The sequence below is a fragment of the Brevibacterium sp. UCMA 11754 genome (genome assembly GCF_021532275.1).
Classification (GTDB): domain Bacteria; phylum Actinomycetota; class Actinomycetes; order Actinomycetales; family Brevibacteriaceae; genus Brevibacterium.
On sequence record NZ_JACBOT010000006.1, the window covers coordinates 1 to 25399 of the forward strand.

A 25399-nucleotide genomic window follows, 5' to 3' on the forward strand; every position below is an offset into this window, starting at 1 on the left:
GCTAGGCTGTGGCCATGGCATGGACTCTGGGGCAGCTGCGCACCTTCGTCACGGTGGCCGAGCTCGGGTCGATGACCCGTGCCGCCGAACAGTTGGGCTACAGCATCGGCGCGGTCTCGCAGCACATGAGCGCCCTGCGCCGAGCAGTCGGTTCCGAGCTGTTCCTCCGCCGAGGCAGGGGAATGGTCCTCGCCGAGGCCGGTCGCACTCTGCTTCCGCGCGCCCGAAGCATCCTCGCCGCCCAGAAACAGGCAGAGATGGCGATGCTGGGTAGAGACTTCCGCAGCGAGGCCATCGTCACGCTCGGCGTCTTCGGTTCGGCATCGACGAGGGCATTGCCGTCCATTGTGCGCCTCCTTGGCCAACAGCACCCGCATATCGAGGTTCGGGCCCGCGAGATCAATGTCGAGACGATGTCGGCGGCCGTCATCGACGGAGCCATCGACTTAGGGATCGGGATCAACTATCCGGCCGTGCCGCTGCCGCCCATGCGGGGCCTGAGATGGACGACCGTGGCCAGTGAGGACTTCGGCATCGTCGTGCCGGCAGGCGCACCGAGACCGACACCGCAGGACCTGGCCGAGGCCGATTGGATCCTGCCACCGGCCGAAGAACTCTTCGGTCGAGCGATGCGCCTAGCCACCTCGGCGCTGGGGATCGCCGCGAAGGAGACCCACATCGTCACCGACACCGCCGTCGCGCTCGCCCTGGCAGGCACGGGACTCGGGCTGACCCTGGCCACACCGATCATGATGTCCCTGGGCGGGCCCGACGTCGACCTCCATCCCATCGCCGAGGCGGGCGGACGGGAGATCATCGTCCTGACCTCACCGGACCCGGCAGACCCGGTCGCCGCTGTCGCCGAGGTGGTGGCCGAGGTCTTTCGTCCTAGGATGGGGCCATGAGCTTCGACCATCAGTGGAACCGCATCCGTGAGACCAATCCCGACCATTCCGCGAACTATGCGCAGCGGTGGCGCACACTCGCCGCCTCCGGCCACGACATCGGGGGAGAGGCGAGATTCGTCAATGCGATGGCACCGCGTGGGGCACGTATCCTCGACGCCGGGTGCGGCACCGGTCGTGCCGGTGGCCTGCTCATCAGCGAAGGGCACAGCGTCTACGGCGTAGACCTCGATGAGTTCCTCATCTCAGTCGCCGAGGAGGACTTCCCAAGCGGTGAATGGCACACCGGCGACTTGGCTGAATTCGACTTCGCGGCCGCGAACATCACCGACATCGACGTGGCGTTCTGCGCAGGCAATGTCCTGTCCTTCCTCGATCCCGCCTCACGTCGCCAGACCCTGTCGAACATCAGATCGACGCTGAAATCCGGCGGACGCTTCGTCGCCGGCTTCGGGGCCGGCCGCGGCTATGACTTCGCAGACTTCATCGACGATGTGAAGTCGACCGGGATGTTCGTCAATCTCAAGCTGTCCACCTGGGAACTCCACCCCTTCGAGCCCGATTCCGGCTTCCTCGTGCTCATCGCCGAACGTGTGTGAGCGCGGGTTCTGAAGTGAGCAATCGCGCCTATGAGGACGAGTTTCTCGCCGCCATATATGATGATGACAATCCGGATGGGCCAGATCACGACTACTTTCGTGAACTCGCACGAGACCTGTCGGCCGCCTGCATCACAGATCTGGGATGCGGCACAGGGACGCTCACAGCAACCCTGGCAGCACCTGATCGCGTCGTCGTCGGCATCGATCCTGCCGCAGCGATGCTCGAAATCGCTTCGAAACGGCCCGGCGGGGACATGGTCGAATGGCGCCTGGGAACATCGGAACTGATTGAGACGAAATCAAGCGATCTGATAGTGATGAGCGGCAACGTCGCGATGCACATCCTCGGTGATGAGTGGAAGTCGACGCTGCACGACATCACCCAAGGACTCCGCGAGGACGGAATCGTGGCCTTCGAAGCTCGCAATCCAGATGCTGAAGCCTGGCGGAACTGGAACACGCATGCCGAGACCCGGCAGACCGCAGGGGGGCGTCTGCGCGAAACGACGGCCACCTCGGCGCCGGACGAGCTGGGCATCATCACCATGGACAGTGTCAACGAATTCCTTGATGCCGATGAGGTGATCAAGGTCAGTCAGCGATTGCAGTTCCGGACGTTCGACACTTTGCGTGACGATCTAGGTGCCGCCGGTCTGGCCGTGCGCAATGTCTGGCGGGACTGGGATCGTACTCCGTTCACGGGATCTACGGACGAACCGCTGATGATCGTTGAAGCGGTGAGCGCAGACGTGGCTCTTGGAGCGCAGGCCGAAACATGATTGGCTGGTTGCGTCGGACGGACACGGTTCGACTCAACTCGCACAAACACAGGAGCGGTCAGCATGATTTTCATCGTTGTGAAGTATGACGTGAAGCCCGAAAGCGTCGAGAAGTTCCCCGAGGCGGTGCGCACCTTCACCGAGGCAGTGCGACAGGAGCCCGGCAACCTGTGGTTCGAATGGTCCAAGAGCCTGGAGAAGGACAACGAGTTCGTTCTCATCGAAGCATTCACCGACGAAGGGGCCGAGCCCCACGTCAAGAGCGACCACTTCGCTGCCGGCCTCGAGGCTATGCGTCCGCACCTGGCGTCGACGCCGAAGATCATCTCCCGCAAGATCGACGGCGAAGGCTGGGACGAGATGGGCGAACTGCAGATCGACTGAGGCCGCTCTGCAGCGCTGAGCATTATCGGCCCGCAGAGCATTCACGGTTGGGCGATAGTTGCTTAGACTTCACTCATGGCGACCAAAGCGATGAATGTGCAGGCGATTGAGCAGGCCCTCGGAGAACCCTGGGCGGAGACCAGGGCCCGCCTTGAAGCGGCCGGGGGAGCGTCGGCGAGTCACAAGGAACTCGCCGACGCCCTCTACCCGCAGTTCGACGGGGTCGTCGAGAAGCACGGCTGGTGGGTCCAAGGCGCGGTCGTCGCCTTCGAGCAGGAGATCGGCCGACGAGTGCCGGGCCAGCGGGCCGACGGCACCTTCGATGTGGCGGTCTCACGCACCGTGACCGGTCAGCGAGATGACGTTATCACCCGATTCGCCTTCCTCATCGATGAGGGAACACTGGCAGGCCTGGCCCTCGACGGTGAGTCGCGCACGTCGAAGACGGAGAAGCGCTCCTTCTGGCGGGCGAACCTCGAGGACGGAACCAAGTTCGAGGCCGCCGCCGAACCGAAGGACGAGAACAGAACACTCCTCGTCCTCACAGTATCCAAACTGCCCAGCGCCGAGAGACTCGAGGAATGGCGGTCAGACCTGAAAGGACTTCTCTCTCAGATCTAGTTCCCGCCGACGATCGGATTCCAGGTTCCGAGCATGTGTGCGGCCACGATGGCAAGAGCACAGACTGCCAGAGACACCAACACCGCCAGACGGTCACCGGAGCCGAAGGTCGACTCGCGACGCCAGGTCCGGCCCGGACGACCGAACGCACGGCCCTCCATCGCCATCGCCAAGGTGGTGCCGCGACGGATCGACTGCACCAGCAGCACGAAGATGCCGGCGAACAGACTGCGCGTGCGCCGGACGATGGAACCGCCGGCTATGCCCCTGGCCCGTCTGGCCATAGCCAGGGTCTGCCATTCGCTGACGAGCAGACCAAGCAGTCTGCTGGCCGCCAGCACCGAGACGACGACCACCTCGGGCAGCCGCAGTCGCTGGACTAGCGCATCCGCCAGGTCACGGGGATCGATGGTCGAAGCGAGCACGATGAGCGGAATCGCCAGAGCCAGGGCGCGCAGGAAGATCGCCCCCGCAGCACCCAGCGAACCAGTCGTCATCAGGATCGGACCGGCGTCGATGACCACCGCGCCGGTCTTCTCCGCCAAGATCGCTGTGCCCCACGCGGCCAACAGCGCACCGAGAGGCAGGAACCACAGCCGTTTGAGCGCAGCCCGCAGGTCGAGCCCCGTCGCCGGCAGCGCAAGCAGGCAGAACCCGAGGACGATTCCCGCCGAGACCATGTCGATGCTCAGCAGCGTCCCGACCATGAGGATGAGCGCCACCGCGATCTTCGTCAGCGGATTGCACCTGACCAGCGCCGTCCTGCGCACAAGCGGAATGAGCTGACCGGGATCGTGGACTGCGACCGGTGACGGTGTTGCCGCACTCAATTCTCTCGCCCTTCGCGGATGTCTCCAGCTCGGGTCTTCTCGACTGTGGGCTGCTTGGCACCGCCGAGGACGATGCGCCTGGCCCCGATCGCTTCGAGGAAGGCATGGTCGTGGCTGATGGCGACCACCGTCGATCCGCGTGCGAGGACATCGAGGAACAACTCGACCAGTCCTGCCCAGGTCAGGGCGTCCTGACCGAAGGTCGGCTCATCGACGATGAGGACCTTCGGCCGGGGTGCCATCATGGCCGCCACCGACAGGCGCCGCTTCTCACCTCCCGAAAGGCCCTGCGGATGCGCCTCGGCGAGGGTCTCAAGGCCAAGCGCCTGCAGCAGCTCGGCGACACGCTCCTCAACCTGGCCAGCTGACCATCCGGCCAGACGCGGACCCAGCGCCAGCTCCTCGGCGACACTTGAGCGCAGGAACTGATGCTCCGGCACCTGGAACACCATCCCGATACGAGGAGCCAGAAATGCTGAGGGCCAGCGGAAGGGCCGGGCCTGTTTGGCTCCAGCCCGCAGAGAGCCCAGCGCGCTGACTTCTCCACCGAACTCGGGAATGAGGCCGGCCAAGGTCAGGGCCAATGTCGACTTACCGGCCCCGTTGGCACCGACGATGCCCACGGCCTCACCAGCCCGAATGGACAGATCGAGACCGGTCGCGGCCGGGGCCTTCACCCTCGGTCGAGCAACGCTGAGCTGCTCGGTCCAGAGGACGACCTCCCTGATAGACACCGCAGCAACGCCCGCTACGGACTCCACCGGATTCCGATCGTCTCCGGCCAGGGATCCTGTCGTTCCCGGCACCCAGATTCCACACTCGAGAAGCACCTCGGCGAGTTCGGGGTCACCGAAGACCGAACTCGGTGTGCCCTGTGCGAGCAGCCCATCTGGGCTGAGGACGATCACCGTGTCCACATGATCGAGCCACAGTTCGACCCGGTGTTCGACGATGACCATCGTCGCCGAGGTCGCCGCCTGGGTATCGAGGACGGCATCACGAATGGAGGCGGCCGAGTCCGGATCGATATTCGCCGTCGGCTCGTCAAGGATGATCACCTGTGGGGCCATCGCGTGGACTCCGGCCAGCGCCAGCCGCTGCTTCTGACCCCCGGACAGAGCTGCGGTGGGATGGTCATGAGGCAGATCGAGGCCCATCGTCTGCAACGAGGTGGAGATGCGGGCATCGATGATCTCCGCAGGCAGGCCCAGGTTCTCCATACCAAATGCCACATCGTCGCCGACGCGGGAGAAGATGACCTGCGAATCGGGATCCTGCAGGACCAGCCCGGTCTCACCTCGGCGCGGATCGGGTGGCAGGTCACCGACGAGCAGCTCGCCGGCGGCTTCACCGGATTCGGCGGGCAGGACCCCGGCGATCGCATGCAGCAGGGTGGTCTTGCCAGCCCCGGATGGACCCAGAAGAAGCACCTTCTCACCTGCGTCGATGTGCAGGTCGAGGGGGCCGAACGCAGGTTGCTCGCGATCAGCGTGGCGCCACGAGAAGCCGTGGGCGTTGATCGGCAGGGCCATCAGCGCAGGCGACCGGAGGCGAAGGAACTCAGCGCCCCGGTCTTCGCGATCGCACGGTAGGCGAACCAGGCGCCGATGCCGGAGATGACGACGCCGGAGACGATCGCGCACACCGCGTAGGCGGCTTGGAAGCTGAACTGCCACGCTGCGTTGTACATGATGTTCTCGCTCACGGACATGAACGCAGCGGCCAGGAGGCCGGCCAGGCTCGTGACCCACAGGTTGAACTTTCGATACCCGAAGGCTGCGAAGATGAGTTCGGCGCCGAGGCCCTGGACCAGTCCGGACAACAGGACGGTGGCACCGAAGTGGGAGCCCAGCACTGCCTCGACGATGGCGGCGATCATCTCACACAGCAGTGCGGCACCGGGTTTGCGGATGATGATCCCGGCCAGGGGACCGGCGAGGACCCAGAGCCCGGCGATGAGGCCGATCGAGGGCGGGAAGGTCTGGAACCCGAGTTCGAGGACCTTCCAACTCAGAGCCAGGACCCAGAAGATGAGTCCGACGCCGATCCCGAGCACAGCGGTGACGACATAGTCAACGACCCGCCACTGCTTCGTCGTCGGTATGTGGGAATGGTTTCGCGCGGTCTTCGAAGTGGATTCAGGCGCGGCTGTTTCTGGCATTGTGCCTCCTCATATCAAGGAGGGGTAGAAGAGTCTCGACTTCCTTCGGCGGTGCTAGCCGCATCAGGTTCGAGGGTCTGCAGCTTCATCTGCACTCTCAGCGCCCCTGTCGGCGCTCCCCTGTCGTGTAGGGCCAACTGTACAGCAGTTCACGGCAACGCCCGTGGCGAAAAATTCACCTGCCGTTGACTCGGCAGCCGCCCTTAGGGGTTGGAGCTTTCATTACCGATGGGTAGGAATGGTCGGGTGAAAGCACAACATCATCTGATCAGGCCACTGGGCTTCCTGTCCGCGTTGGCGCTGCTGGCCGCGCTCGTGTCGGCCCCGGTTTCGGCACATGCCCAGGAAGAGACGCTCGGCAGTGACCCCACTGTGAGGAGCCAGGAACGGACATCCGCGATCACCGATCCCGTCCTCCAAATCGGAGCCGACGAGCGAACGCGTAACCTGTCGTGGATGAGTGAGAGCGGCGGCGGGGGAGAGATCCGGTGGGCCAAGGCTTCCGAACTTGAGGGGCGGGACCTTCCCGCCGATGCCAAGCGCGCCACGACCACGGAGTCCGGGCTCTCAACTGATCTCAAGCGCCACTACAACCATGCGAGTATGACCGGGCTGGAGCCGGACACCGAATACGTCTACCAGGTCGGAAGCGAGGAGGACGGCTTCTCATCAGTGGCGCAGTTCGATACGGGGACAGCAGGTGGGGACAGCGAGTTCCTTGTCTTCGGCGACCCGCAGATCGGTGCCGGTGGTGGCAATCCTGACGATGCGACCGGCTGGAACAGGACGCTCACCTCGGCGCTGGGGACAGCGCAGGATCCGCGGTTGGTCTACTCTCTGGGTGATCAGGTGAACTCCGCCGATGACCAGGGCCAGTACGAGGAGTACTTGGCACCTGAGGCGACGACAACTGTTCCGCAGGCGACGACGATCGGCAACCATGATGTCGCGTCGAAGTCCCATGAGCAGCACTTCAACCGGCCCAACGTCAGCTCGGACCACGGTGAAGGTGGAGCCATCACCTCCGGCGGGGACTACTGGTTCATCGATTCCGGGGTTCTGTTCATCAACATCAATTCGAACAGTCATGACACCGACGAGCACGCCGAATTCATCGACGAAGTCGTCAAGGAGCACGGCGACGAGGCCCGGTGGAAGGTCCTCGGTTTCCACCACTCGATCTATTCGACCGCGACGCATAACAGCGACCCTGATGTGAAGAAGCTGCGTGAGGCGATTCCACCGGTTGCTGCGCGCAACGACATCGACCTCGTGGTGTCCGGTCACGACCACATCTACAACCGGACGTTTCTCATGGACTCCGAGGGTAAGAAGGTCGGAGATTCCGACGCCGGCTTCGAGCAGGAAAAAGAGGAAGGGCAGACGATGTACCTGACGCTGACCTCATCCTCGGGTTCGAAGTACTACGACTACGTTCCGGGGTTGGAATGGGAGGCCAAGAGCGTGCACAACGACACCCCAACCTTCACTCGAGTGCGGGTGAGTGACGAAGCTCTGCAGGCAACGACCTATGAGGTCCCAGCAGGCGGTGCACAGGAGCCGGAAGCGCAGGCAGCGTCCGAGAAGATCGACGATGTCGAGATCACCCGCGCAGGAAATGACGTTCCAGAGACTGAAGCTGACTCGGGTTCGGACACCGCCGAAGCCGGCGGTACGACCGAGACTGACGGCACAAACGAGTCTGACGGTACGACCGAGACGCACGGCACAAACGAGACCGACGGCACGACTGCCGGCGTGGAAGCCGGCGCGCAGGCGAATGCCACCTCTGCTGCGTCCAGCTCGGGTGCCACCTCGGCGAACGTGGGTTCAGATGCGGACGCCGGCGATCTCCCGCGCACCGGCACTCAGCTCGGTGTGCCGATCATTGTCGGTGCCACCGCAATCATCATCGGGGCGGTGCTGCTGTTCGTGTCAAGGCGCTGGCGCAGTCTGCGCTGACGCTGCCTGCGCGGTCAGCGCTGACGCCGCCAGCTCAGCTCGGGACGACCATGATCGGACCGTCCGCGCGGTGGAGGACTCCACGTGACACGGAGCCCAGAAATGCACTTCGAACTGCTCCACGTCCGCGTGTGCCGAGGACGGTCAGCTGTGCGGTCTCGGCGGCTTCGACGAGGATCTCGGTCGGGTCTCCGATGGGCACCTCGGCATTGACCTGCAGATCAGGGAACTGCTGAGCCACTGCCGCGACCTCGGCCTCGAGCGCTGCCTCGAGCTGCTTCTTCCTCCGATCCGAGACCTCGGCGCTCAGCTCCAGTTCGGGGTACCAGTAGAGCCATTCCTCGCCGGCTGGGAGGACGGAGATGATGTCGAGTGCGGCATGTCGCGAGTTGGCCACCTCGGCGGCGGTGAACATCGCCAGGCGTCCGGCATCCGAGCCGTCGACGGCGACGACCACCGGGGCGTCGTCAGTCTCGGTTCGGTTGCCCGGGACCACGATCGTCGGGCAGTGGGAGTGGGCAGGCAGTGCTGTGGAAACCGAGCCGAGAATTCGGCCCATGAATCCGCCGCGGCCTCTCGCGCCCACGACCACTGTCCGTGAGTGTGCGCTCAGATCCTTCAGCACCCCAGCCGCGTCTCCCCGATCGGCGCGGTAGGAGACCTTGCCTACATGGTCTCGCAGGAGTCCGGCCGCTTCGCCGAGGAGTATTTCGACCGCTCGGAGTGAGGCCTGCTCCTCGTTCTCCTGAGGCATTGATGCGATGTTCGGATAGATCATCGCAGGAACGGTATAAGCGGCGACGACGGTGAGAGCGGCGCTGCGGCGAGCGGCCTCGGCTGCCCCGTACTCGAAAGCGCGCGCGGCGAGTTCGGAGCCGTCGTAACCGACGAGGATCCCGAGGTTCGTCGATGTCTGGTCAGCGGTGTGGTTCTCGGCAGTCATGGCAGACCTCCAGTGGGGGCCGACTATACCCGGACGAGGACGATGGCCCCGTCATCAGAACCGTCCTCGTGGACTCAGTCTACCAAGGGACTTCTACAGAGTGTAGAAAATTGTCAGATTGCGAAGCCCATATGGGCCAGTGCGTAGCGGAGGATGTGCTCCTGACCGTGGCACATCTCGCCGACGATGTCCGAGCGCAGCGTTTCCTCCGGTGTCAGCCAATCGAGGCTCAGTGCATCCGCGCGAGGAGTGCACTCGCCTCGGACTTCGAGGATGAAGCACATCGAGATCGCATGCTGGCGGGGGTCGTGGAGCAGGGACGAGCCTTCGGTGGGAAAGTACTCGGCGATGTGGAACGGTGCGATCGCAGGCGGAATGACCGGCAGTGCCATCGGTCCGAGGTCATTCTCTGCATGGCGCATCAGCGCTGAGCGGATGCTCTCGTGGAAGCGGATCCGCCCGCCGACGACCTCTCGACCCAGTGTTCCATCGTCCAGGCTGCGCAGCAGGAGGCCGATCCGCTCGACGTCTCCCGATTCGCCCACCCGCACCGGAATCGCATTGACATAGGGGATGGGCAGTCGCCGTCGCAGCTGAGCGAACTCGGCATCGTCGAACCAGTTATCGTCGAAGTCCAGAGCAGTGCGCGTCATGGCTCAATTGTGGCACATCGGCACGTGATGCAGTTCACGCCCGCTGGTATCCTTGAGACCATGGTCTTCGCGAACGTCGGCACCCTCGGGACACTGCCCGGACAGCGCGACGTCCTGGTTGCTCTCCTCACTCGTCGCAACGACTATCTCAAGCGGATCGGCTGCCTGAGCTATGAAGTCGGAGTCAGTGATGATCAGCCCGACACCGTCTTCGTCATCGAACTCTGGGAGAGCGAGGATGCACACCGAGAGTCCCTGCAGCTGTCCGAAGTCCAGGCCTCGATCGCGGAGGCCCGCCCCATGCTCTCCGGTGAATTCGGAGGCTACCGCTTCGACATCGCAGGGTCACCTTTGCACGACTGAGTCTCGTTTCTCCGGGGTGGTTCCTCACTTCTGTGCGGCTCTCCCACACCGCGGCTGTGCGAGCGAAGAATACCGCGGCTGCGCGAGCGAACGGCGCCGGATCGGCATTGCGAGACCGGGTGGTGGGAACTCGGTGCGGTCGGGTAAAGTATCTTGATGTCGAGATAAAATTCTGACCAGACCGTGACAGCGACGTGACGTAGCCTACAGTTGTGTCAGCCACTGGAAGACCTGAACGGTCAAGGACGTTTGAAGGGGTTAACCATGATCAATCATGAAGTCCGCACGCACAAGAGCTCAGAGAACCTGGCTCGCGAAGACCAACTCGCCTGGAAGATCGCCGAGGTCGCCTCAGACCCGACTCCGGTGGACTCAGAGGTCACCGAAATGGTGATTAACCGTGTCATCGACAACGCCTCGGTGGCCGCAGCCTCGGTGCGCCGCTCGGCCCCGCTGCACGCCCGTGAACAGGCACAGACCCACCCGTACTCACCCGGAGCCACCGTCTTCGGTCTGCCCCTGGGCGAGCACTTCTCCCCAGAATGGGCCGCCTGGGCCAACGGAGTCGCCGTTCGTGAACTCGACTTCCATGACACCTTCCTCGCCGCCGAATACTCACACCCCGGCGACAACATCCCACCAGTCCTTGCAGTCGCCCAGCACAAGGGCATCAGCGGCAAGGACCTCATCAACGGCATCGCCACCGGCTACGAGATCCAGGTCGACCTGGTCAAGGGAATGTGCCTGCACGAGCACAAGATCGACCACGTCGCCCACCTCGGCCCATCCGCAGCAGCCGGCATCGGCGCCATGCTCGGCCTCGACACCGAAATCACCTTCCAGGCGATCCAGCAGGCCCTGCACGTGACCACCGCGACCCGTCAGTCCCGCAAGGGCGAGATCTCCTCGTGGAAGGCACACGCTCCCGCATTCGCCGGCAAGATGGCCGTCGAGTCCGTCGACCGTGCCATGCGCGGCGAGGGTGCGCCCAACCCGATCTATGAAGGTGAAGACGGCTTCATCGCCTGGATCCTCTCGGGCCCCGAGGCTCGCTACACCGTTCCTCTGCCCGGTGCCGGAGAGGGGAAGCGCGCGATCCTCGACACCTACACCAAGGAGCACTCGGCCGAGTACCAGGCGCAGGCCCTCATCGACCTAGCCCGCAAGCTCGGCGGCGAGATCGAGGATCTGACGAAGATCAAGCGCATCGTCATCCACACCTCGCACCACACGCACAATGTCATCGGCACCGGCGCGAACGACCCGCAGAAGATGGATCCCAAGGCCAGCCGCGAGACCCTCGACCACTCGATCATGTACATCTTCGCCGTGGCCATGGAGGACCAGGGCTGGCACCACGAGCACTCCTATGCTCCCGAGCGTGCCGGACGTCCGGAGACCGTCAAGCTGTGGCACAAGATCGAGACCACCGAAGACAAGGAATGGACTCGCCGCTACCACTCGACCGATCCCAATGAGAAGGCCTTCGGCGGCCGCGTTGAGATCGAATTCGAGGACGGGTCGACCCTGGTCGACGAGATCGCCGTGGCCGACGCGCACCCATTCGGTGCCCGTCCCTTCGCCCGCGCGAACTACATCGAGAAGTTCAAGACCCTGTCCGAGGGCATCCTCACCGGTGCAGAGCAGACTCGCTTCATCGACCTGGCCGAGAACCTCGAGAACCTCGACGCGAAGGGTGTTGCCGAACTCAGCTTCACCGTCGACGGACTCGAGCACACCGGCTCGAAGGGCATCTTCTGATGTTGGGGGCAACCGCAACGCCGGCCGAGCGCCGGAAGAAGTTCCGTGAGCTCCTCGCCGGTGACCAGATCGTGCAGTTCCCCGGCGCCATCAATCCGATCAACGCTCAGATCATCGAGCAGACCGGATTCGAGGGCGTCTACATCTCCGGTGGTGCCTTCTCCGCCGCCATGGGCCTGCCCGATATCGGACTCACCACCCTCACCGAGGTGGCCGATCACGGCCGCAGCATCGCCCGGGTGACGAACCTGCCGACCTTCATCGACGCCGACACCGGCTGGGGCGAAGCCATGAACGTGGCGCGCACCATCCAGGAATTCGAAGACGCCGGAATCTCGGGGATGCACCTCGAAGATCAGGTGAATCCGAAGCGCTGCGGCCACCTCGACGGCAAAGAGGTTGTCACCGCTGCTGAGATGAGCAAGCGCATTGCCGCCGCCGTCAAGGGCCGTCGGGATGAGAACTTCGTCATCAGCGCCCGCACCGACTCCCGCGCAGGCGAAGGACTCGACGCGGCGATCGATCGCGCGAAGGCCTACGTCGACGCCGGAGCGGACCTGATCTTCCCCGAAGCCATGCGCGACCTGAGCGAGTTCGAGAAATTCGCCAGCAGCGTGGATGTGCCGATTCTGGCGAACATGACAGAATTCGGAAAGAGCGAACTGTTCACGACCGAACAGTTGGCGAACGTCGGAGTCAAAGTCGTGATCTACCCGGTCACAACTCTGCGTCTCGCCATGGGTGCGATCAAATCGGGCCTGCAGACCATTCGAGATCAGGGCACCCAGGTGGACCTGCTCGAGGGAATGCAGACCCGTGCGGACCTCTACGACACGATCGACTACGCTGCGTACAACGATTTTGACGCAGCCGTATTCAACTTTTCACAGGAGGGTCACCAGTGACCGAAGAAATCAAGAAGGGCCTCGCCGGCGTCGTCGTCGACACCACGGCCGTTTCGAAGGTAGTCCAGGAAACGAACTCGCTCACCTACCGTGGGTATCCCGTGCAGGAACTCGCTGCCGAGCGCAACTTCGAAGACGTCGCCTACCTGATCTGGAACGGTGAACTGCCGACGAAGGCTCAGCTCGACGAATTCAAGGCCCGCGAGCGCTCACAGCGCACCGTTGACGACAAGCTCGTCCAGCTCATCCTCGACCTGCCCAAGGACTGCCACCCGATGCACGTGGTGCAGACTGCAGTGTCCTACCTCGGCGCCGTCGATCCTGACGCAGACGTCGAAGGCGAAGAGGCCAACCTGGCCAAGGCTGAACGTCTCTATGCCCAGCTGCCGACGATCGTGGCCATCGACCACCGTCGCCGCCACGGCCTCGACCCGGTCGCTCCGACCGAGGACCTCGACTACGCCGCGAACTTCTTCAAGATGGTCTTCGATGAGGTTCCCGACGAGGCGGTCGTGCGCTGCTTCGACATCTCGATGATCCTCTACGCGGAGCACTCGTTCAACGCGTCGACGTTTACCACCCGCGTCATCACCTCGACGACGGCCGACCTGTACTCGGCAGTTGCCGGTGGCATCGGCGCCCTCAAAGGCCCCCTGCACGGCGGTGCCAATGAGGCCGTCATGGCGATGCTCGAAGAGGTCGGCACCGCCGACAAGGCATCGGCGTGGATCGACGATGCCCTGGCGAAGAAGGCCAAGATCATGGGCTTCGGACACCGTGTCTACAAGAACGGCGACTCCCGAGTTCCGACCATGCGAAAGGCCTTCGAGAACATGGTCGCGGCCAAGGGTGCAACCGATCTCCTCGATCTCTACAATGCCTTCGAAGAAGACTTCGTTTCACGCAAGGGCATCTACCCGAACCTCGACTACCCCTCAGGTCCGGCGTACCACCTGATGGGCTTCGACACCGATCAGTTCACCCCGATCTTCGTCATGGCCCGCATCACCGGCTGGACCGCTCACATCATGGAACAGCAGGCCAACAACGCTCTGATCCGTCCGCTGAGCGCATACGGCGGTCACGAGCAGCGCGAGGTCCCCGAAGACCGGGGCTGAAGAACCACAGCTGAAAGGCTCCGCACATGACCGTTGACGGCACATACCGTCCGGTCGATCTCGAGGGTTTCGACTTCACCGTCACAGGTGGAGTCGGAACCCTCGTCATTGATCGGCCCGAAAAACGCAACGCCATCTCCCGTCCGATGTGGCGGGCCCTGCCCGAGATCATCGCCGGCATCGACGCCGATGACTCGATCGGGGCGCTGGTGATCACGGGCGCGGCCGGGCACTTCTCCGCCGGGTCCGACATCGCGGACCTCAACGTGGCCCTCGCCGACTTCTGGGAACTCAATTCCACCGCCGAGGCGGCTGTGGCCAATGCCCGCACCACGACGATCGCGGCCATCACAGGCAACTGCGTGGGCGGGGGCACCGAGATCGCGGCCGCCTGCGATATCCGTATCGCGGCGCCCGGCTCGATCTTCGGAGTCACGGCTGCGAAACTCGGCCTCGTCTACCCACCGGGGCCAACTCGCCGCCTGGCCACTGTGCTCGGTGACTCCTGGGCCAGGTACCTGCTGCTGACAGCCTCGATCATCAAATTCGAAACGATGCGCGAGCTCGGATTCTTCCACGAGGTCTCCGAGACTCCGCAGGAGACGGCACAGGCGATGGGAGAGAAGATCTTCGGACTCTCACGCTTGTCCCAGGTCGGCTCGAAGGCCGTCCTCGCCGGAGAACTCACGGAGACCGCAGGCACTCCGGATGCAGACACCGCCTTCGACCCACCGCACTGGCTCGACGAGGCCTATCAGGACGAGATCGCGCAGGGCCAGGAGGCCTTCTTCGCCAAGCGCCGGCCCGAGTTCGGCTTCGCCGCCACTGACTGGTCACCGCAGTGAGACCTGAGTCGACAGCTGCCTCGTCGCACGGATACCGCCGACCGGCAAACCCGCATTCTGTGGTTAAACTGAACGAATGCGCCTAGCAGTCCTCGATATCGGGTCCAACAGCGTCCACCTCCTCGTGGTCGATGCTCACGTCGGAGCCCCTCCCTTGCCTGCCACCTCCCACAAAGAGATCCTGCGCCTCGCCGAGTACCTCGGCGACGACGGGATGATCGACGCCGCAGGTCAGGAACGACTGCACAACTTCATCGCCGAGGCGGTGGAGATCGCTGAAGACCAAGGATCGGAACAGATCCTGGCGTTCGCCACCTCGGCGGTCAGGGATGCCCCGAACGGTGCCGAGCTTATCGATGCCATCAATGCTCAACTCGGCGTGACCCTCAACGTGATGTCCGGCAAGGACGAGGCACGGGTGACTTTTCTCGCAGTCAGGCGCTGGTTCGGCTGGTCGGCGGGGAAGATCCTGCTGCTCGACATCGGCGGCGGCTCCCTTGAGATCGCGGCCGGTCAGGACGAATACCCGGAAGCGGCCGTGTCCGTGCCCTTGGGCGCTGGTCGCACCTATTCCGACTTCCTCCCCGATCCACTGCCCAGTGCCGATGACATCCACAGCCTGCAGAAGTATGCGCGGTCCCAGATCGGTCGCATCGCCGGCAAGATCAACAGAGTCGGCACCGCCGATCAGGTGGTGGGGTCCTCGAAGACGTTCCGTTCGCTGGCTCGGATCGCCGGCGCGGCACCCAGCGGCGACGGCATCTACGCCCCACGCAAACTCTTCCGCCGTGACCTCGCCGGAATCATCGAAACACTGTCCTCCCGGACGCCCGAGGAGCGTGCGACGCTACCCGGAGTCTCCCAGGCTCGGGCCGGACAGATCCTCGCGGGTGCCATCGTCGCCGATGCGGCCTTCGCCATCTTCGACGTCAACGTCATGAGCATCTCCCCATGGGCACTGCGGGAAGGGATCATCATGCGCAAACTCGACCTGCTCGATTCCGCGGAGACCTCCTCGGCGATGCGGGTGGAACTGGTGTGAGCCCTTTCGCTTCTGTCCGTTGTGTTTCACTTCTGCGCATTGCCTGTTAGATTTTTCCTAACTGCCGTACACGGCCCACATGCTGATATCGGGGCGTGATAATGGTGGGAACACACACGCTCGGAGAAGGAAAAGAACTGTCAATGCGAAATGGCGAGCTGTCCCCATCGTTCCGCGATGAAGCCCTGCACACCCTAGAGAACACCACAGCCGACAACCCCCTTGACGTCTTCGTCGTCGGTGGGGGCGTCACCGGAGCCGGCTCCGCATTCGATGCAGCCACCCGCGGACTGAAGGTCGGGGTCGTCGATGCCAAGGACTGGGCCTCGGGCACTTCCTCGCGGTCCTCGAAGCTCATGCACGGCGGACTGCGCTACCTCGAGATGCTCGACTTCAAACTCGTGGCCGAGGCGCTGAAGGAACGCGACCTCCTCCTCCAGCACACGGCGCCCCACCTGGTTGAGCCCGTCGCCTTCGTCTTCCCCTTCGAACATCGCCTCATCGACAGGGCATTCATCGGCTCCGGCGTTCTGCTCTACGACACCATGGCCACCCGCCCCGGGCGCAAACGCGCTCTGCCCCTGCATCGGCATCTGGGCAAGAAGGCCCTGACCTCGCATTTCCCCGGCCTGGCCGATGATGCCGCTGTCGGTGCCCTCGAATACTACGATGCGAAGGTCGATGACGCCCGCTTCGTCATGACGCTCATCCGCTCCGCTGTTGGCTACGGCGCCGCCGCAGCCAACCATGTCTCCGTCATCGGCTACCTCCACGACGGAGAACGAGTCTCCGGCGTCCGCGCCCGCGATGAGATGACCGGACGCGAGTTCGACATCCACGCCCGCCGCACAATCCTCGCCGGGGGAGTCTGGACCGAGGAGCAGCAGGACCTGGCCAAGGCCGACGCAGGCCTCCAGGTGCTCGCGTCCAAGGGCGTGCACATCACCGTCGACCAGGACAAGATCAAGGCAGACCCAGACACCGGCATCATCTCGAAGACGGAGAAGTCCGTGCTCTTCGTGATCCCGTGGGAGGGATACTGGGTCATCGGCACCACCGACACCCCGTGGGACCAGGACGTCGACTCTCCGGTGGCCAACTCCGACGACATCGACTATCTGCTCAAGCACGCGAACGCGATCCTGACCGAGAAGCTCAGCCGCAACGACGTCATCGGCGTCTACTCCGGACTCCGACCTCTGCTGCAGCCCGTGGTCAAGGAGGGCCAGGCCTCGACGAAGGTCTCGCGCGAGCACACGGTGATGGAGGTCGAACCCGCACTCGCCGCGATCGCCGGCGGAAAGTTCACGACCTACCGGGTGATGGCCGAGGACGCCGTCGACTTCGTCCTCGGCGACGATGCGAAGGATCGGCGCTCGCTGACCGAATCGGTTCCGCTGCTCGGTGCCCAGGGCGTCGGTGCCGTGAGACGCGGTCAGGCAGGCATCGCTGAGAAGTACGGCTGGGACGAGGACCGGGTGAAGAGACTCATCCGCCGCTACGGCACGCTGCTTGAGGACATCCTGGACCTCGTCGACGAGGATCCCGAACTCGGGCGGCCGCTGCCCGGAGCGCAGCGCTACCTGCGCGCAGAGGCCCACTACGCGGCGACCTCGGAAGGTGCCGTCCACCTCGGCGATATCCTCGAGCGCCGAATGCGCCTCAACTATGAGGTCAGGGACCGGGGCAAGGACGCCGCCGAGGCGGTCGCCGCCATCGTCGCCCCGATCCTGGGTTGGGACGATGAGCGGGAGGCGAAGGAGATCGCCGACTTCAATGCCCACGTCGACGCACAGATCGCCGCCGAATCCACCCACGACGATGCGTCCGCTGCGGCACTCGTCGAGGAGACACTGAAACCGTAAATCCGCTAAGCAGGACAAACATAGGAGTTTGTGAAATATGGGTACTATCTTCCTTTATGAGATCGGCGGCACCGCCATGCTCATGCTGCTCGGCGTCGGCGTCGTCGCCAATGTGGTTCTGGGTAAGACGAAGGGCAACGGCGGAGGCTGGCTCCTCATCTCGTTCGGTTGGGGCCTGGCGGTCTTTGCCGGTGTCTTCGTCGCCTTCAAGACCGGAGCGCACCTCAACCCGGCGGTGACCTTCGGCATCCTCTTCAGCGACGCCGACGAATACGCCAAGGGCATTCCGATCACCTTTGCCAACACCATCGCCTACCTTGCGGCCGAGATGATCGGTGCCATGATCGGTGCGTTCCTCGCCTGGGCCGTGTACAAGAAGCACTACGACGAGGAGAAGGACGCCGGCAACATCCTCGGCACCTTCTCGACCGGACCGGAGATCCGCAGCTACGGCTGGAACTTCGTCACAGAGGTCATCGCCACGTTCGTCCTCGTGTTCGTCATCCTGCTCTTCGGCGGAACCCCGGACAAGCTGGGACCACTGGCCGTCGGACTCCTCGTCGTCGCCATCGGCGCCTCCTTGGGCGGCCCGACCGGCTACGCGATCAACCCGGCACGTGACCTCGGCCCCCGCATCGTCCACGCCCTGCTGCCCATCCCGAACAAGGGCAAATCGGACTGGGCGTACTCATGGGTGCCGATCGCCGGACCCCTGGTCGGCGCCATCATCGCCGGACTGCTTTCCCGAGCCTTCGTCTGAGCCCATCGGACCTCGTCTGAGACACCAGCAATCCACAGCATCACCTCGCCATAGGAGTCAGCATGAGTCAGGAAAAGTTCATCCTCGCCATCGACCAGGGCACCACCTCGTCGCGGGCCATCGTCTTCAACCACGACGGACAGATCGTGTCCTCGGGCCAGCTTGAGCACGAGCAGATCTTCCCCCGCGCCGGCTGGGTCGAGCACGACCCGTTGGAGATCATCAGGAACACGAACGAGGCGATCGGTCAGGCCCTGACCCGCGCCGGCATCAACCGCCACCAGCTCGAGGGTGTGGGCATCACGAATCAGCGTGAGACCACGGTCATCTGGAACAAGAACACCGGCAAGCCCGTCTACAACGCGATCGTCTGGCAGGACACACGGACCCAGAAGATCTGCGATGAACTCGCCGGAGACGAAGGGCCCGACAAGTACAAGGAGCGCGTCGGCCTGCCCCTGGCGACGTACTTCGCGGGACCGAAGGCCAAGTGGGTCTTCGACAACGTCGAGGGCGTCAAGGAGTCCGCTGAAGCCGGCGAACTGCTCTTCGGCACCATGGACACCTGGGTTCTCTGGAACCTCACCGGCGGCGTCAACGGCGGAGTCCACGTCACCGACGTCACGAACGCCTCGCGCACGATGCTCATGAACATCAAGAGCCTCGACTGGAACGAGGAGATCGCCGGCGACATGGGCATTCCCGTCGCGATGCTCCCAGAGATCAAGTCCTGTTCGGAGGTCTACGGCTACGGCGCCAAGAACGGCCTCATCATCGACACTCCGATCTGCGGCATCGTCGGCGACCAGCAGGCGGCGACCTTCGGTCAGGCGTGCTTTGAGAAGGGCCAGGCCAAGAACACCTACGGCACCGGCAACTTCATGCTCATCAACACCGGCAACGAGCCCGTGGCCAGCAAGAACGGACTGCTGACGACTGTCGCCTACAAGATCGGCGACAACGCGGCCGTCTACGCACTCGAAGGCTCCGTGGCCGTGACCGGTTCCCTCGTGCAGTGGTTGCGCGACAACTTCGGCATCATCTCCGAGGCCCCCGAGGTCGAGACACTCGCGAAACAGGTCGACGACAACGGCGGCTGCTACATCGTGCCGGCTTTCTCGGGACTCTTCGCCCCGCACTGGGAGTCTGACGCACGCGGAGTGATGGTGGGACTGACACGCTTCGTCAATAAGAACCACATCGCCAGGGCGGCTCTCGAGTCGGTGGCATTCCAATCCCGCGAGGTCCTCGATGCGATGGACCTCGATTCGGGAGTCAAACTCACCGAGCTCAAGGTCGATGGCGGCATGGTCGCCAACGAAACGCTCATGCAGTTCCAGGCTGACCTCCTCGGCGTGCCCGTCATCCGCCCCGAGGTCGTCGAGACCACGGCTCTGGGTGCGGCCTACGCCGCAGGCATCGCCGTGAAGTTCTGGGAAGGTGAGGAGGACGTGAAGAGCAACTGGCGTGAGGACAAGCGCTGGCTGCCGTCGATGGACGAGGACACGGTCGCTCGCGCCTACCGACTGTGGAACAAAGCAGTCGAGAAGTCGAAGAACTGGGTCGACGAGGACGTCGAAGCCCTCCAAGGCTGACCTCCGGTCGAGGCCGGCCCTCGCCGAGGTGGGCCTCAGCCGAGGTTGATCGTGAACATGCGCTCTGGCACCGCCGGGGACACTGCGTCGAGGATGTGGGTGACCTCTGTGCGGTGCCAGAGCGCATCGTCGACGCGGGCGCGGCGAACTCGACGATCAGCCATCGCTCTACCTTCGCGACCTCAGGGCTTATGCTTTCTGAGGGAATATGGAATCTTCGAGGACTAAACTGGGTGAGATGAGCAGGGCGAAACGGTCGAAGTCAGCACGTAAGGTCTACACCGCAAAGAATTCCGCGCGGTCCAATTCGCGACGGCACCGTGAGTACTTCGACAGCCATCAGGTCTACGACCACGAGACCCAGCACAGTTCGGACCACCAGATCCGGATCGGACTCTCCAGCTCCTCTGTGTCACCGATGACCGTTGCCGAGACCTTCTCCCAAGCGGCCGAACACGGCTACGACGGTGTCGAGATCATGGTCACCCACAATGCCGAGACCCGCGACGTCGACCTCATCAACGGCCTGGCCGCGGAGACCGGACTCGAGGTCATGTCCCTGCACGCACCGACGCTGCTCTTCCTGCCTCGCGTCCTGCACAAGGACCACTGGGAGAAGCTGCGCATCACCGCGAACCTCGCCAAGGCGGTTGGCGCCAAAACTGTGGTCCTGCATCCGCCGTTTCGGTGGCAGGGGGAGTACGCGCTGGGCTTCGTCGACGGTGTGCGGCAGGTGTCAGAGGAGACCGGAGTCGTCCTCGCCGTGGAGAACATGTACCCCTGGCGCGCAGGCGTACGCGAGGTCCTCGTCTACTATCCCGACTGGAACCCTCTCGACGAGGACTACGATGCCCTCACCTTCGACTTCTCCCATGCCTCGACTGCTGGGATGAACGCCGTCGAGACCGTGTCGGAGATCTTCGACAAACTCCGTCACGTCCATCTCACCGACGGCTCCGGATCCCTCAAGGACGAACATCTGATCCCCGGCGCCGGCACCATGCCCGTGGCCGAAACCCTGCAGCTCCTGGCCAAACGCAACTGGTCCGGCGACGTCGTCGTTGAAGTCAACACACGATTCGTGACGAAGAAGTCCACTCGGGAGCAGATGCTCGCCGACTCCCTTGCCTTCGCCCGCACCCACCTCGGCCTTGAGACCGAGGACCGCCACCGCAACGCCTCGAGCCACGTGCGCACCAGTGAGACAGGTGCCAGCGAGAGACAGTCGAACAACTGAACACAGAACGCACGCCAACAAAACCACCACAGAAAGGCAGGTCTGATTTGACCTCCATCGCCTCCATCGGCACTGGAAACATGGGCTCGGCACTGATCAAGGGAATCCTGAGCGCCGACGAGAAGCTCGACGTTCGCGCGACGACCAATTCGGCCGCCTCGGCGAAGCGACTCGCTGCGGATCTCCCGAGCGCGACCATCATCTCGTTGGAAGACGATGCCGAGGCCAACCAGAAGGCCGCTGCAGGTGCGGACTTCGTCTTCCTCGGCATCAAACCGTGGATGATGGCCGACACGCTGCGCGAGCTCGCCCCGAGCCTGGACGCGAACACAGTCCTCGTCTCGATGGCTGCCGGTGTCGCCATGGACGATCTGGCCACGCTGGCGCCGAAGAACCCGATCGTGCGAATCATGCCCAACACCCCCAGCGCCATCGGACACGGCGTCATCGCCCTCGCCCCCTCCGCCGAGGTGGACGAGACCACAGTGGACACACTGCGGACTCTGCTGTCCGGAGCAGGGCTCGTTGTGGCCCTGGAGGAAGCGGAGATCCCTGCCATGACAGGAATCTCAGGCTCCGGAGTGGCCTACTTCTTCCTCCTGGCCGAGACGATGATCGCCGCCGGTGTGAAGATGGGACTGAGCGAGGAGACGGCCAAGCAGATGGTCGTGGCCACTGCGGATGGGGCAGGTCGACTCCTGAGCGAGAAGCCGGACCCGAGCGCACAGCGTCAGGCGGTGAGCAGCAAGGGCGGCACCACACTCGCCGGACTGCAGACCTTCATCGACGCAGGGCTCTTCGATATCGCCGAGGCGGCTGCCCAGGCTGCAGGCGACCGGTCTCTTGAAATGGAGAAGGAGAACTCCGCAGTCATCAACGGCTGAGACCCCGAATCAAGGTAGAGCCCCGGCCGACCTTGCGATGGACACTGCCTCATGCCGGGTGCCGGCCGAAAGTTTGACCATGGCCGTATTCAGGTAGGACTTCACGGTCGACTCCCGCAGTCCCAGCCCCTCGGCGATCCGGGCATTCGACCATCCCAATGCCACATGCGAGAGAATGTCGGTTTCCCTGGGGGAGAGGCTGACAGCGGGCGTCGGGTTCGGGAACAGATCGGAATTGTGGCCGGAGAGGATATCAGCCAGGCGGTTCTCCACGACGGTCAGTCGCTGGCGCATCTCGTTCTCATCGACGCCTGAACGGATCGAGCGCAGCTCCGCATAGGTGCGTCGCAGAGCTTCCCTGCTCGAGGACTCGAGATCGGAGTACAGACGCTCGGGCTCGATTGGGTCCTCGGGTTGTGGGGGCTGACTGAGCCGACCCAGATCCACTGACAGCTGCCTGACACGTTTGACCAGGTCGCTCGTCTGCGGCGCCGCAGAGTTGTAGTTTTTGCGATGACCGCAGTAGATCATGCCGGTGACGTCACCGCCGCGTAGCGTCGGGACGGCGATGAGCACCTTGATTCCCTCGCCGAGGATCTCTTCGTCGTAGTGATGAGTGATGAAGGGGTCGAGTCCGTAGTCCTTCGTCAGCTGTGGAGTGCCTTCGGTGAGCGCACGTCCGCCGAGCCCACGTCCGGTGCTGACGATGAGCGAGGAGAGGCGGTCCTTGCCGCCTCCGGCCACCGCCTCGACGGTGACCTCGTCCTCGTCGACCGTTCCGCCGAAGACCACATCACCGGTTCCGCTGCGGTGCAGAGAGTCGATGGCTTCGACGAAGAGTCGGCGAGTCTCGGCCTTCAGCGCCCGAGATTCTCTAGTTTTGGTATTCATGTGAACAAGCTACCAACTTTCGGTGGTATTCCCCAGCGCCGACTGACCGTTAGTTTAAAGTTGTGTGATTCAGACCACTGATGCTCGACGCACGTTCCGAATGGAGAAGCAATGACCGATCCCGTCAGTACTCGGGTCGATTTCCTCATCGAAGAGGAGAATCCCGAATTCAAAGCACTTAAGCGCAAAAGGTTCTCGGTGGTGATACCACTGTCGATCGGATTCATGGCGTGGTACTTCCTCTACGTCATCCTGAGCACCTACGCGCACGATTTCATGTCCACGAAGGTCATCGGTGAGATCAACCTCGGGTTGGTCCTCGGCCTCCTGCAGTTCGTGACGACCTTCGCGATCACGATGTTCTACGTCTCGTTCGCGAACAAGAAACTGGATCCGCCGGCCTCGGCGATCCGCGAACGCCTCCAGCAGCAGTCGGAAGGAACCACCCCATGAGCACAGTCGCCATAGGAGACCTCTTCGCTTCAAGTCTCGACAAAGTGTCCCAAGGCGTGACCGAGGTCGAGAACAACCCGATCCTCAACATCACGATCTTCGCCGCCTTCGTCGCGGTCACGATGTTCATCGTCCTGCGGGCCAGCAAGAACAACAAATCCGCTTCCGACTACTATGCGGGCGGCAGGTCCTTCACCGGCCCCCAGAACGGGTTCGCGATCGCAGGTGACTACCTGTCTGCGGCTTCGTTCCTGGGCATCTGTGGTGCGATCGCGGTCAACGGCTACGATGGCTTCCTGTATTCGATCGGCTTCCTCGTGGCCTGGCTCGTCGCTTTGCTCATCGTCGCAGAGCTGATGCGCAATACCGGCAAGTTCACGATGGCCGACGTGCTGTCCTTCCGCCTCAAGCAGCGCCCTGTGCGGATGGCGGCAGCGCTGTCAACTCTGGCAGTCTGCTTCTTCTACCTCCTGGCCCAGATGGCCGGAGCCGGTGGCCTCGTGTCATTGCTCATGGGCATCGACGGCAAGGTCGGCCAATCACTGGTCGTTGCCGTGGTCGGTGCGCTCATGATCATCTACGTGCTGGTCGGCGGCATGAAGGGCACCACCTGGGTCCAGATCGTCAAAGCGGTCCTGCTCATCCTCGGCGCCTTCGCAATGACCATCTGGGTCCTCGCTCTCAACGGGTTCAACCTCTCGACCCTTCTCGCCTCGGCAGTCAACAACTCGGGCGTCGGTGAGGCAATCCTCGAACCAGGTCAGCAGTACGGTGAGAACCCGCTCGACTTCATCTCCTTGGCACTGGCCCTGGTGCTCGGCACCGCTGGTCTGCCGCACGTTCTGATGCGCTTCTACACGGTGCCGTCGGCGAAGGAGGCTCGTCGTTCTGTGGTGTGGGCCATCTGGCTCATCGGTGCGTTCTACCTGTTCACCCTCATCCTCGGATACGGTGCAGCAGCACTTGTGGGTGCCGATGCGATTGAGAACGCACCGGGCGGAGTGAATTCGGCGGCACCGTTGCTGGCTCTCCACCTCGGCGGGCCCCTCCTCATGGGCTTCATCTCGGCCGTGGCCTTCGCGACGATCCTCGCGGTGGTCGCCGGTCTCGCGATCACCGCGGCTGCGTCCTTCGCTCACGATATCTATGCGAGCGTCATCAAGAAGGGCAAGGTCGAAGACCCCGACGCTGAAGTCAAGATCGCACGTCGCACGGTCATCGTCATCGGTGCCGTGGCGATCATCGGCGGCATCGGAGTGCAAGGGCAGAACATTGCATTCCTCGTGGCACTCGCCTTCGCAGTCGCGGCCAGCGCGAACCTCCCGACGATCGTCTACTCGCTGTTCTGGAAGCGCTTCACCACCCGCGGTGCGGTGTGGTCGATCTACGGTGGTCTGGGATCTGCAATCCTGCTGATCGCGTTCTCGCCGGTCGTCTCCGGTTCCGAGACCGCGATGATTCCAGGTGCAGACTTCGTGCTCTTCCCGCTGTCGAATCCCGGAATCATCTCGATTCCGCTCGGCTTCCTCCTCGGCTGGATCGCGTCGATCACCGACAAGACAGTCGAGAGCCCCGAGCTGGCCGCGGAGATGGACGTTCGCGCCCACACCGGGTTCGGCGCCGAGGAGGCTGTCGAACACTGAGTGTGAGACATAGTGCTCGTACGACATGATGCTGAGGGGGTGGCTGCGGCCGCCCTCTCAGGCGTTGTTGCAGCATTCCCCTGCAGGGACTCCCTCCCGAAGATATACACTGAGGGAGTCGATATACACTGAGGGAGTCGCAGCGGGAACGCTTTCGTCTCTTTATGGTATATTCCCTGGTGAGAACATGTTCCGCC

At 63.4% G+C, this 25399-nt stretch carries 26 protein-coding genes and 1 riboswitch; of the genes, 19 read left to right on the forward strand and 7 right to left on the reverse strand.

Going from position 1 to position 25399, the window contains the following annotated elements; genetic code table 11:
- Positions 1 to 14: 14 nt before the first annotated feature.
- The 5 genes from HX613_RS02565 (at position 15) to HX613_RS02585 (ending at position 3291) form a co-directional block, all read left to right on the forward strand.
- Positions 15 to 905, forward strand: a complete 891-nt coding sequence (locus tag HX613_RS02565) for a LysR family transcriptional regulator (RefSeq protein WP_235343930.1) — start codon at positions 15 to 17, stop codon at positions 903 to 905.
- Positions 902 to 1504, forward strand: a complete 603-nt coding sequence (locus HX613_RS02570; protein ID WP_235343931.1) for a class I SAM-dependent methyltransferase — start codon at positions 902 to 904, stop codon at positions 1502 to 1504. Before HX613_RS02565 ends, HX613_RS02570 begins: the two co-directional genes overlap by 4 nt.
- Before the next feature lie 14 nt (positions 1505 to 1518).
- Positions 1519 to 2286 carry a class I SAM-dependent methyltransferase gene (locus HX613_RS02575; RefSeq protein WP_235343932.1) on the forward strand — a complete coding sequence of 256 codons (768 nt, stop codon included), beginning with the start codon at positions 1519 to 1521 and terminating at the stop codon, positions 2284 to 2286.
- 63 nt (positions 2287 to 2349) lie between these two features.
- On the forward strand, positions 2350 to 2670 hold the full coding sequence (locus tag HX613_RS02580; protein WP_204234828.1) for a putative quinol monooxygenase: 321 nt from the start codon (positions 2350 to 2352) through the stop codon (positions 2668 to 2670).
- A gap of 75 nt (positions 2671 to 2745) precedes the next feature.
- Positions 2746 to 3291, forward strand: a complete 546-nt coding sequence (locus HX613_RS02585) for a hypothetical protein (RefSeq protein WP_235343933.1) — start codon at positions 2746 to 2748, stop codon at positions 3289 to 3291.
- Here HX613_RS02585 and HX613_RS02590 read toward each other — a convergent pair.
- From HX613_RS02590 to HX613_RS02600, 3 genes are read right to left on the reverse strand one after another with little or no spacing between them, the layout of a single operon-like run.
- Complete coding sequence (locus HX613_RS02590) at positions 3288 to 4121, reverse strand: energy-coupling factor transporter transmembrane component T family protein (RefSeq protein ID WP_235343934.1); 834 nt, start codon at positions 4119 to 4121, stop codon at positions 3288 to 3290. The genes HX613_RS02585 and HX613_RS02590 overlap by 4 nt on opposite strands.
- Positions 4118 to 5653, reverse strand: coding sequence for an ABC transporter ATP-binding protein (locus HX613_RS02595; RefSeq protein ID WP_235343935.1), 1536 nt, complete (start codon positions 5651 to 5653; stop codon positions 4118 to 4120). The genes HX613_RS02590 and HX613_RS02595 overlap by 4 nt, the downstream gene beginning before the upstream one ends.
- Positions 5653 to 6282 carry an ECF transporter S component gene (locus HX613_RS02600; RefSeq protein WP_235343936.1) on the reverse strand — a complete coding sequence of 210 codons (630 nt, stop codon included), beginning with the start codon at positions 6280 to 6282 and terminating at the stop codon, positions 5653 to 5655. The genes HX613_RS02595 and HX613_RS02600 overlap by 1 nt, the downstream gene beginning before the upstream one ends.
- A gap of 23 nt (positions 6283 to 6305) precedes the next feature.
- Positions 6306 to 6414: riboswitch (TPP riboswitch) on the reverse strand.
- Between the two features lie 114 nt (positions 6415 to 6528).
- Between HX613_RS02600 and HX613_RS02605 the strand changes: the two genes are divergently transcribed.
- Positions 6529 to 8244 (forward strand): fibronectin type III domain-containing protein, encoded by a 1716-nt coding sequence (locus HX613_RS02605; protein WP_235343937.1) that lies wholly within the window; start codon positions 6529 to 6531, stop codon positions 8242 to 8244.
- Positions 8245 to 8278: 34 nt separating this feature from the next.
- Here the strand turns inward: HX613_RS02605 and HX613_RS02610 are convergent, their stop codons facing one another.
- Positions 8279 to 9187, reverse strand: coding sequence for a universal stress protein (locus HX613_RS02610; RefSeq protein ID WP_235343938.1), 909 nt, complete (start codon positions 9185 to 9187; stop codon positions 8279 to 8281).
- Between the two features lie 113 nt (positions 9188 to 9300).
- Positions 9301 to 9840 carry a DUF4916 domain-containing protein gene (locus tag HX613_RS02615; RefSeq protein WP_235343939.1) on the reverse strand — a complete coding sequence of 180 codons (540 nt, stop codon included), beginning with the start codon at positions 9838 to 9840 and terminating at the stop codon, positions 9301 to 9303.
- 60 nt (positions 9841 to 9900) lie between these two features.
- On the opposite strand from HX613_RS02615, the gene HX613_RS02620 reads away from it, so the two are divergent.
- The 9 genes from HX613_RS02620 (at position 9901) to glpK (ending at position 20094) form a co-directional block, all read left to right on the forward strand.
- Positions 9901 to 10203 (forward strand): putative quinol monooxygenase, encoded by a 303-nt coding sequence (locus HX613_RS02620; protein ID WP_235344105.1) that lies wholly within the window; start codon positions 9901 to 9903, stop codon positions 10201 to 10203.
- A 264-nt stretch (positions 10204 to 10467) separates the two neighbouring features.
- Complete coding sequence (locus tag HX613_RS02625; protein ID WP_235343940.1) at positions 10468 to 11964, forward strand: MmgE/PrpD family protein; 1497 nt, start codon at positions 10468 to 10470, stop codon at positions 11962 to 11964.
- Positions 11964 to 12869 (forward strand): methylisocitrate lyase, encoded by a 906-nt coding sequence (gene prpB / locus HX613_RS02630; protein ID WP_235343941.1) that lies wholly within the window; start codon positions 11964 to 11966, stop codon positions 12867 to 12869. The genes HX613_RS02625 and prpB overlap by 1 nt, the downstream gene beginning before the upstream one ends.
- Positions 12866 to 13987, forward strand: a complete 1122-nt coding sequence (locus HX613_RS02635; protein WP_235343942.1) for a bifunctional 2-methylcitrate synthase/citrate synthase — start codon at positions 12866 to 12868, stop codon at positions 13985 to 13987. Before prpB ends, HX613_RS02635 begins: the two co-directional genes overlap by 4 nt.
- Before the next feature lie 26 nt (positions 13988 to 14013).
- Entirely contained in the window at positions 14014 to 14832 is an 819-nt protein-coding gene (locus HX613_RS02640) for an enoyl-CoA hydratase/isomerase family protein (protein WP_235343943.1), read from the forward strand.
- Between the two features lie 76 nt (positions 14833 to 14908).
- A complete protein-coding gene (locus HX613_RS02645) occupies positions 14909 to 15874 on the forward strand; it encodes a Ppx/GppA phosphatase family protein (protein ID WP_198397681.1) in 966 nt (321 codons plus the stop codon).
- 143 nt (positions 15875 to 16017) lie between these two features.
- Positions 16018 to 17739: a glycerol-3-phosphate dehydrogenase/oxidase gene (locus tag HX613_RS02650; RefSeq protein WP_235343944.1), complete on the forward strand. Its 1722-nt coding sequence runs from the start codon at positions 16018 to 16020 to the stop codon at positions 17737 to 17739.
- Positions 17740 to 17776: 37 nt separating this feature from the next.
- Positions 17777 to 18499, forward strand: a complete 723-nt coding sequence (locus HX613_RS02655) for an MIP/aquaporin family protein (RefSeq protein ID WP_235343945.1) — start codon at positions 17777 to 17779, stop codon at positions 18497 to 18499.
- A gap of 62 nt (positions 18500 to 18561) precedes the next feature.
- Entirely contained in the window at positions 18562 to 20094 is a 1533-nt protein-coding gene (gene glpK, locus HX613_RS02660; RefSeq protein WP_235343946.1) for a glycerol kinase GlpK, read from the forward strand.
- Positions 20095 to 20129: 35 nt separating this feature from the next.
- Here glpK and HX613_RS22010 read toward each other — a convergent pair whose 3' ends face one another.
- The gene (locus tag HX613_RS22010) at positions 20130 to 20258 is read right to left on the reverse strand and encodes a hypothetical protein (RefSeq protein WP_268826550.1); all 129 of its coding nucleotides are present in this window, start codon (positions 20256 to 20258) and stop codon (positions 20130 to 20132) included.
- Positions 20259 to 20332: 74 nt separating this feature from the next.
- On the opposite strand from HX613_RS22010, the gene HX613_RS02665 reads away from it, so the two are divergent.
- Entirely contained in the window at positions 20333 to 21331 is a 999-nt protein-coding gene (locus tag HX613_RS02665; protein WP_235343947.1) for a sugar phosphate isomerase/epimerase family protein, read from the forward strand.
- A 47-nt stretch (positions 21332 to 21378) separates the two neighbouring features.
- Complete coding sequence (gene proC, locus HX613_RS02670) at positions 21379 to 22215, forward strand: pyrroline-5-carboxylate reductase (protein ID WP_235343948.1); 837 nt, start codon at positions 21379 to 21381, stop codon at positions 22213 to 22215.
- Between the two features lie 9 nt (positions 22216 to 22224).
- Here the strand turns inward: proC and HX613_RS02675 are convergent, their stop codons facing one another.
- A complete protein-coding gene (locus tag HX613_RS02675) occupies positions 22225 to 23106 on the reverse strand; it encodes a LuxR C-terminal-related transcriptional regulator (RefSeq protein WP_235343949.1) in 882 nt (293 codons plus the stop codon).
- Between the two features lie 111 nt (positions 23107 to 23217).
- On the opposite strand from HX613_RS02675, the gene HX613_RS02680 reads away from it, so the two are divergent.
- Positions 23218 to 23559 (forward strand): DUF485 domain-containing protein, encoded by a 342-nt coding sequence (locus HX613_RS02680; protein WP_235343950.1) that lies wholly within the window; start codon positions 23218 to 23220, stop codon positions 23557 to 23559.
- Positions 23556 to 25202, forward strand: a complete 1647-nt coding sequence (locus HX613_RS02685) for a solute symporter family protein (protein WP_235343951.1) — start codon at positions 23556 to 23558, stop codon at positions 25200 to 25202. The genes HX613_RS02680 and HX613_RS02685 overlap by 4 nt, the downstream gene beginning before the upstream one ends.
- Positions 25203 to 25399 lie beyond the last annotated feature (197 nt).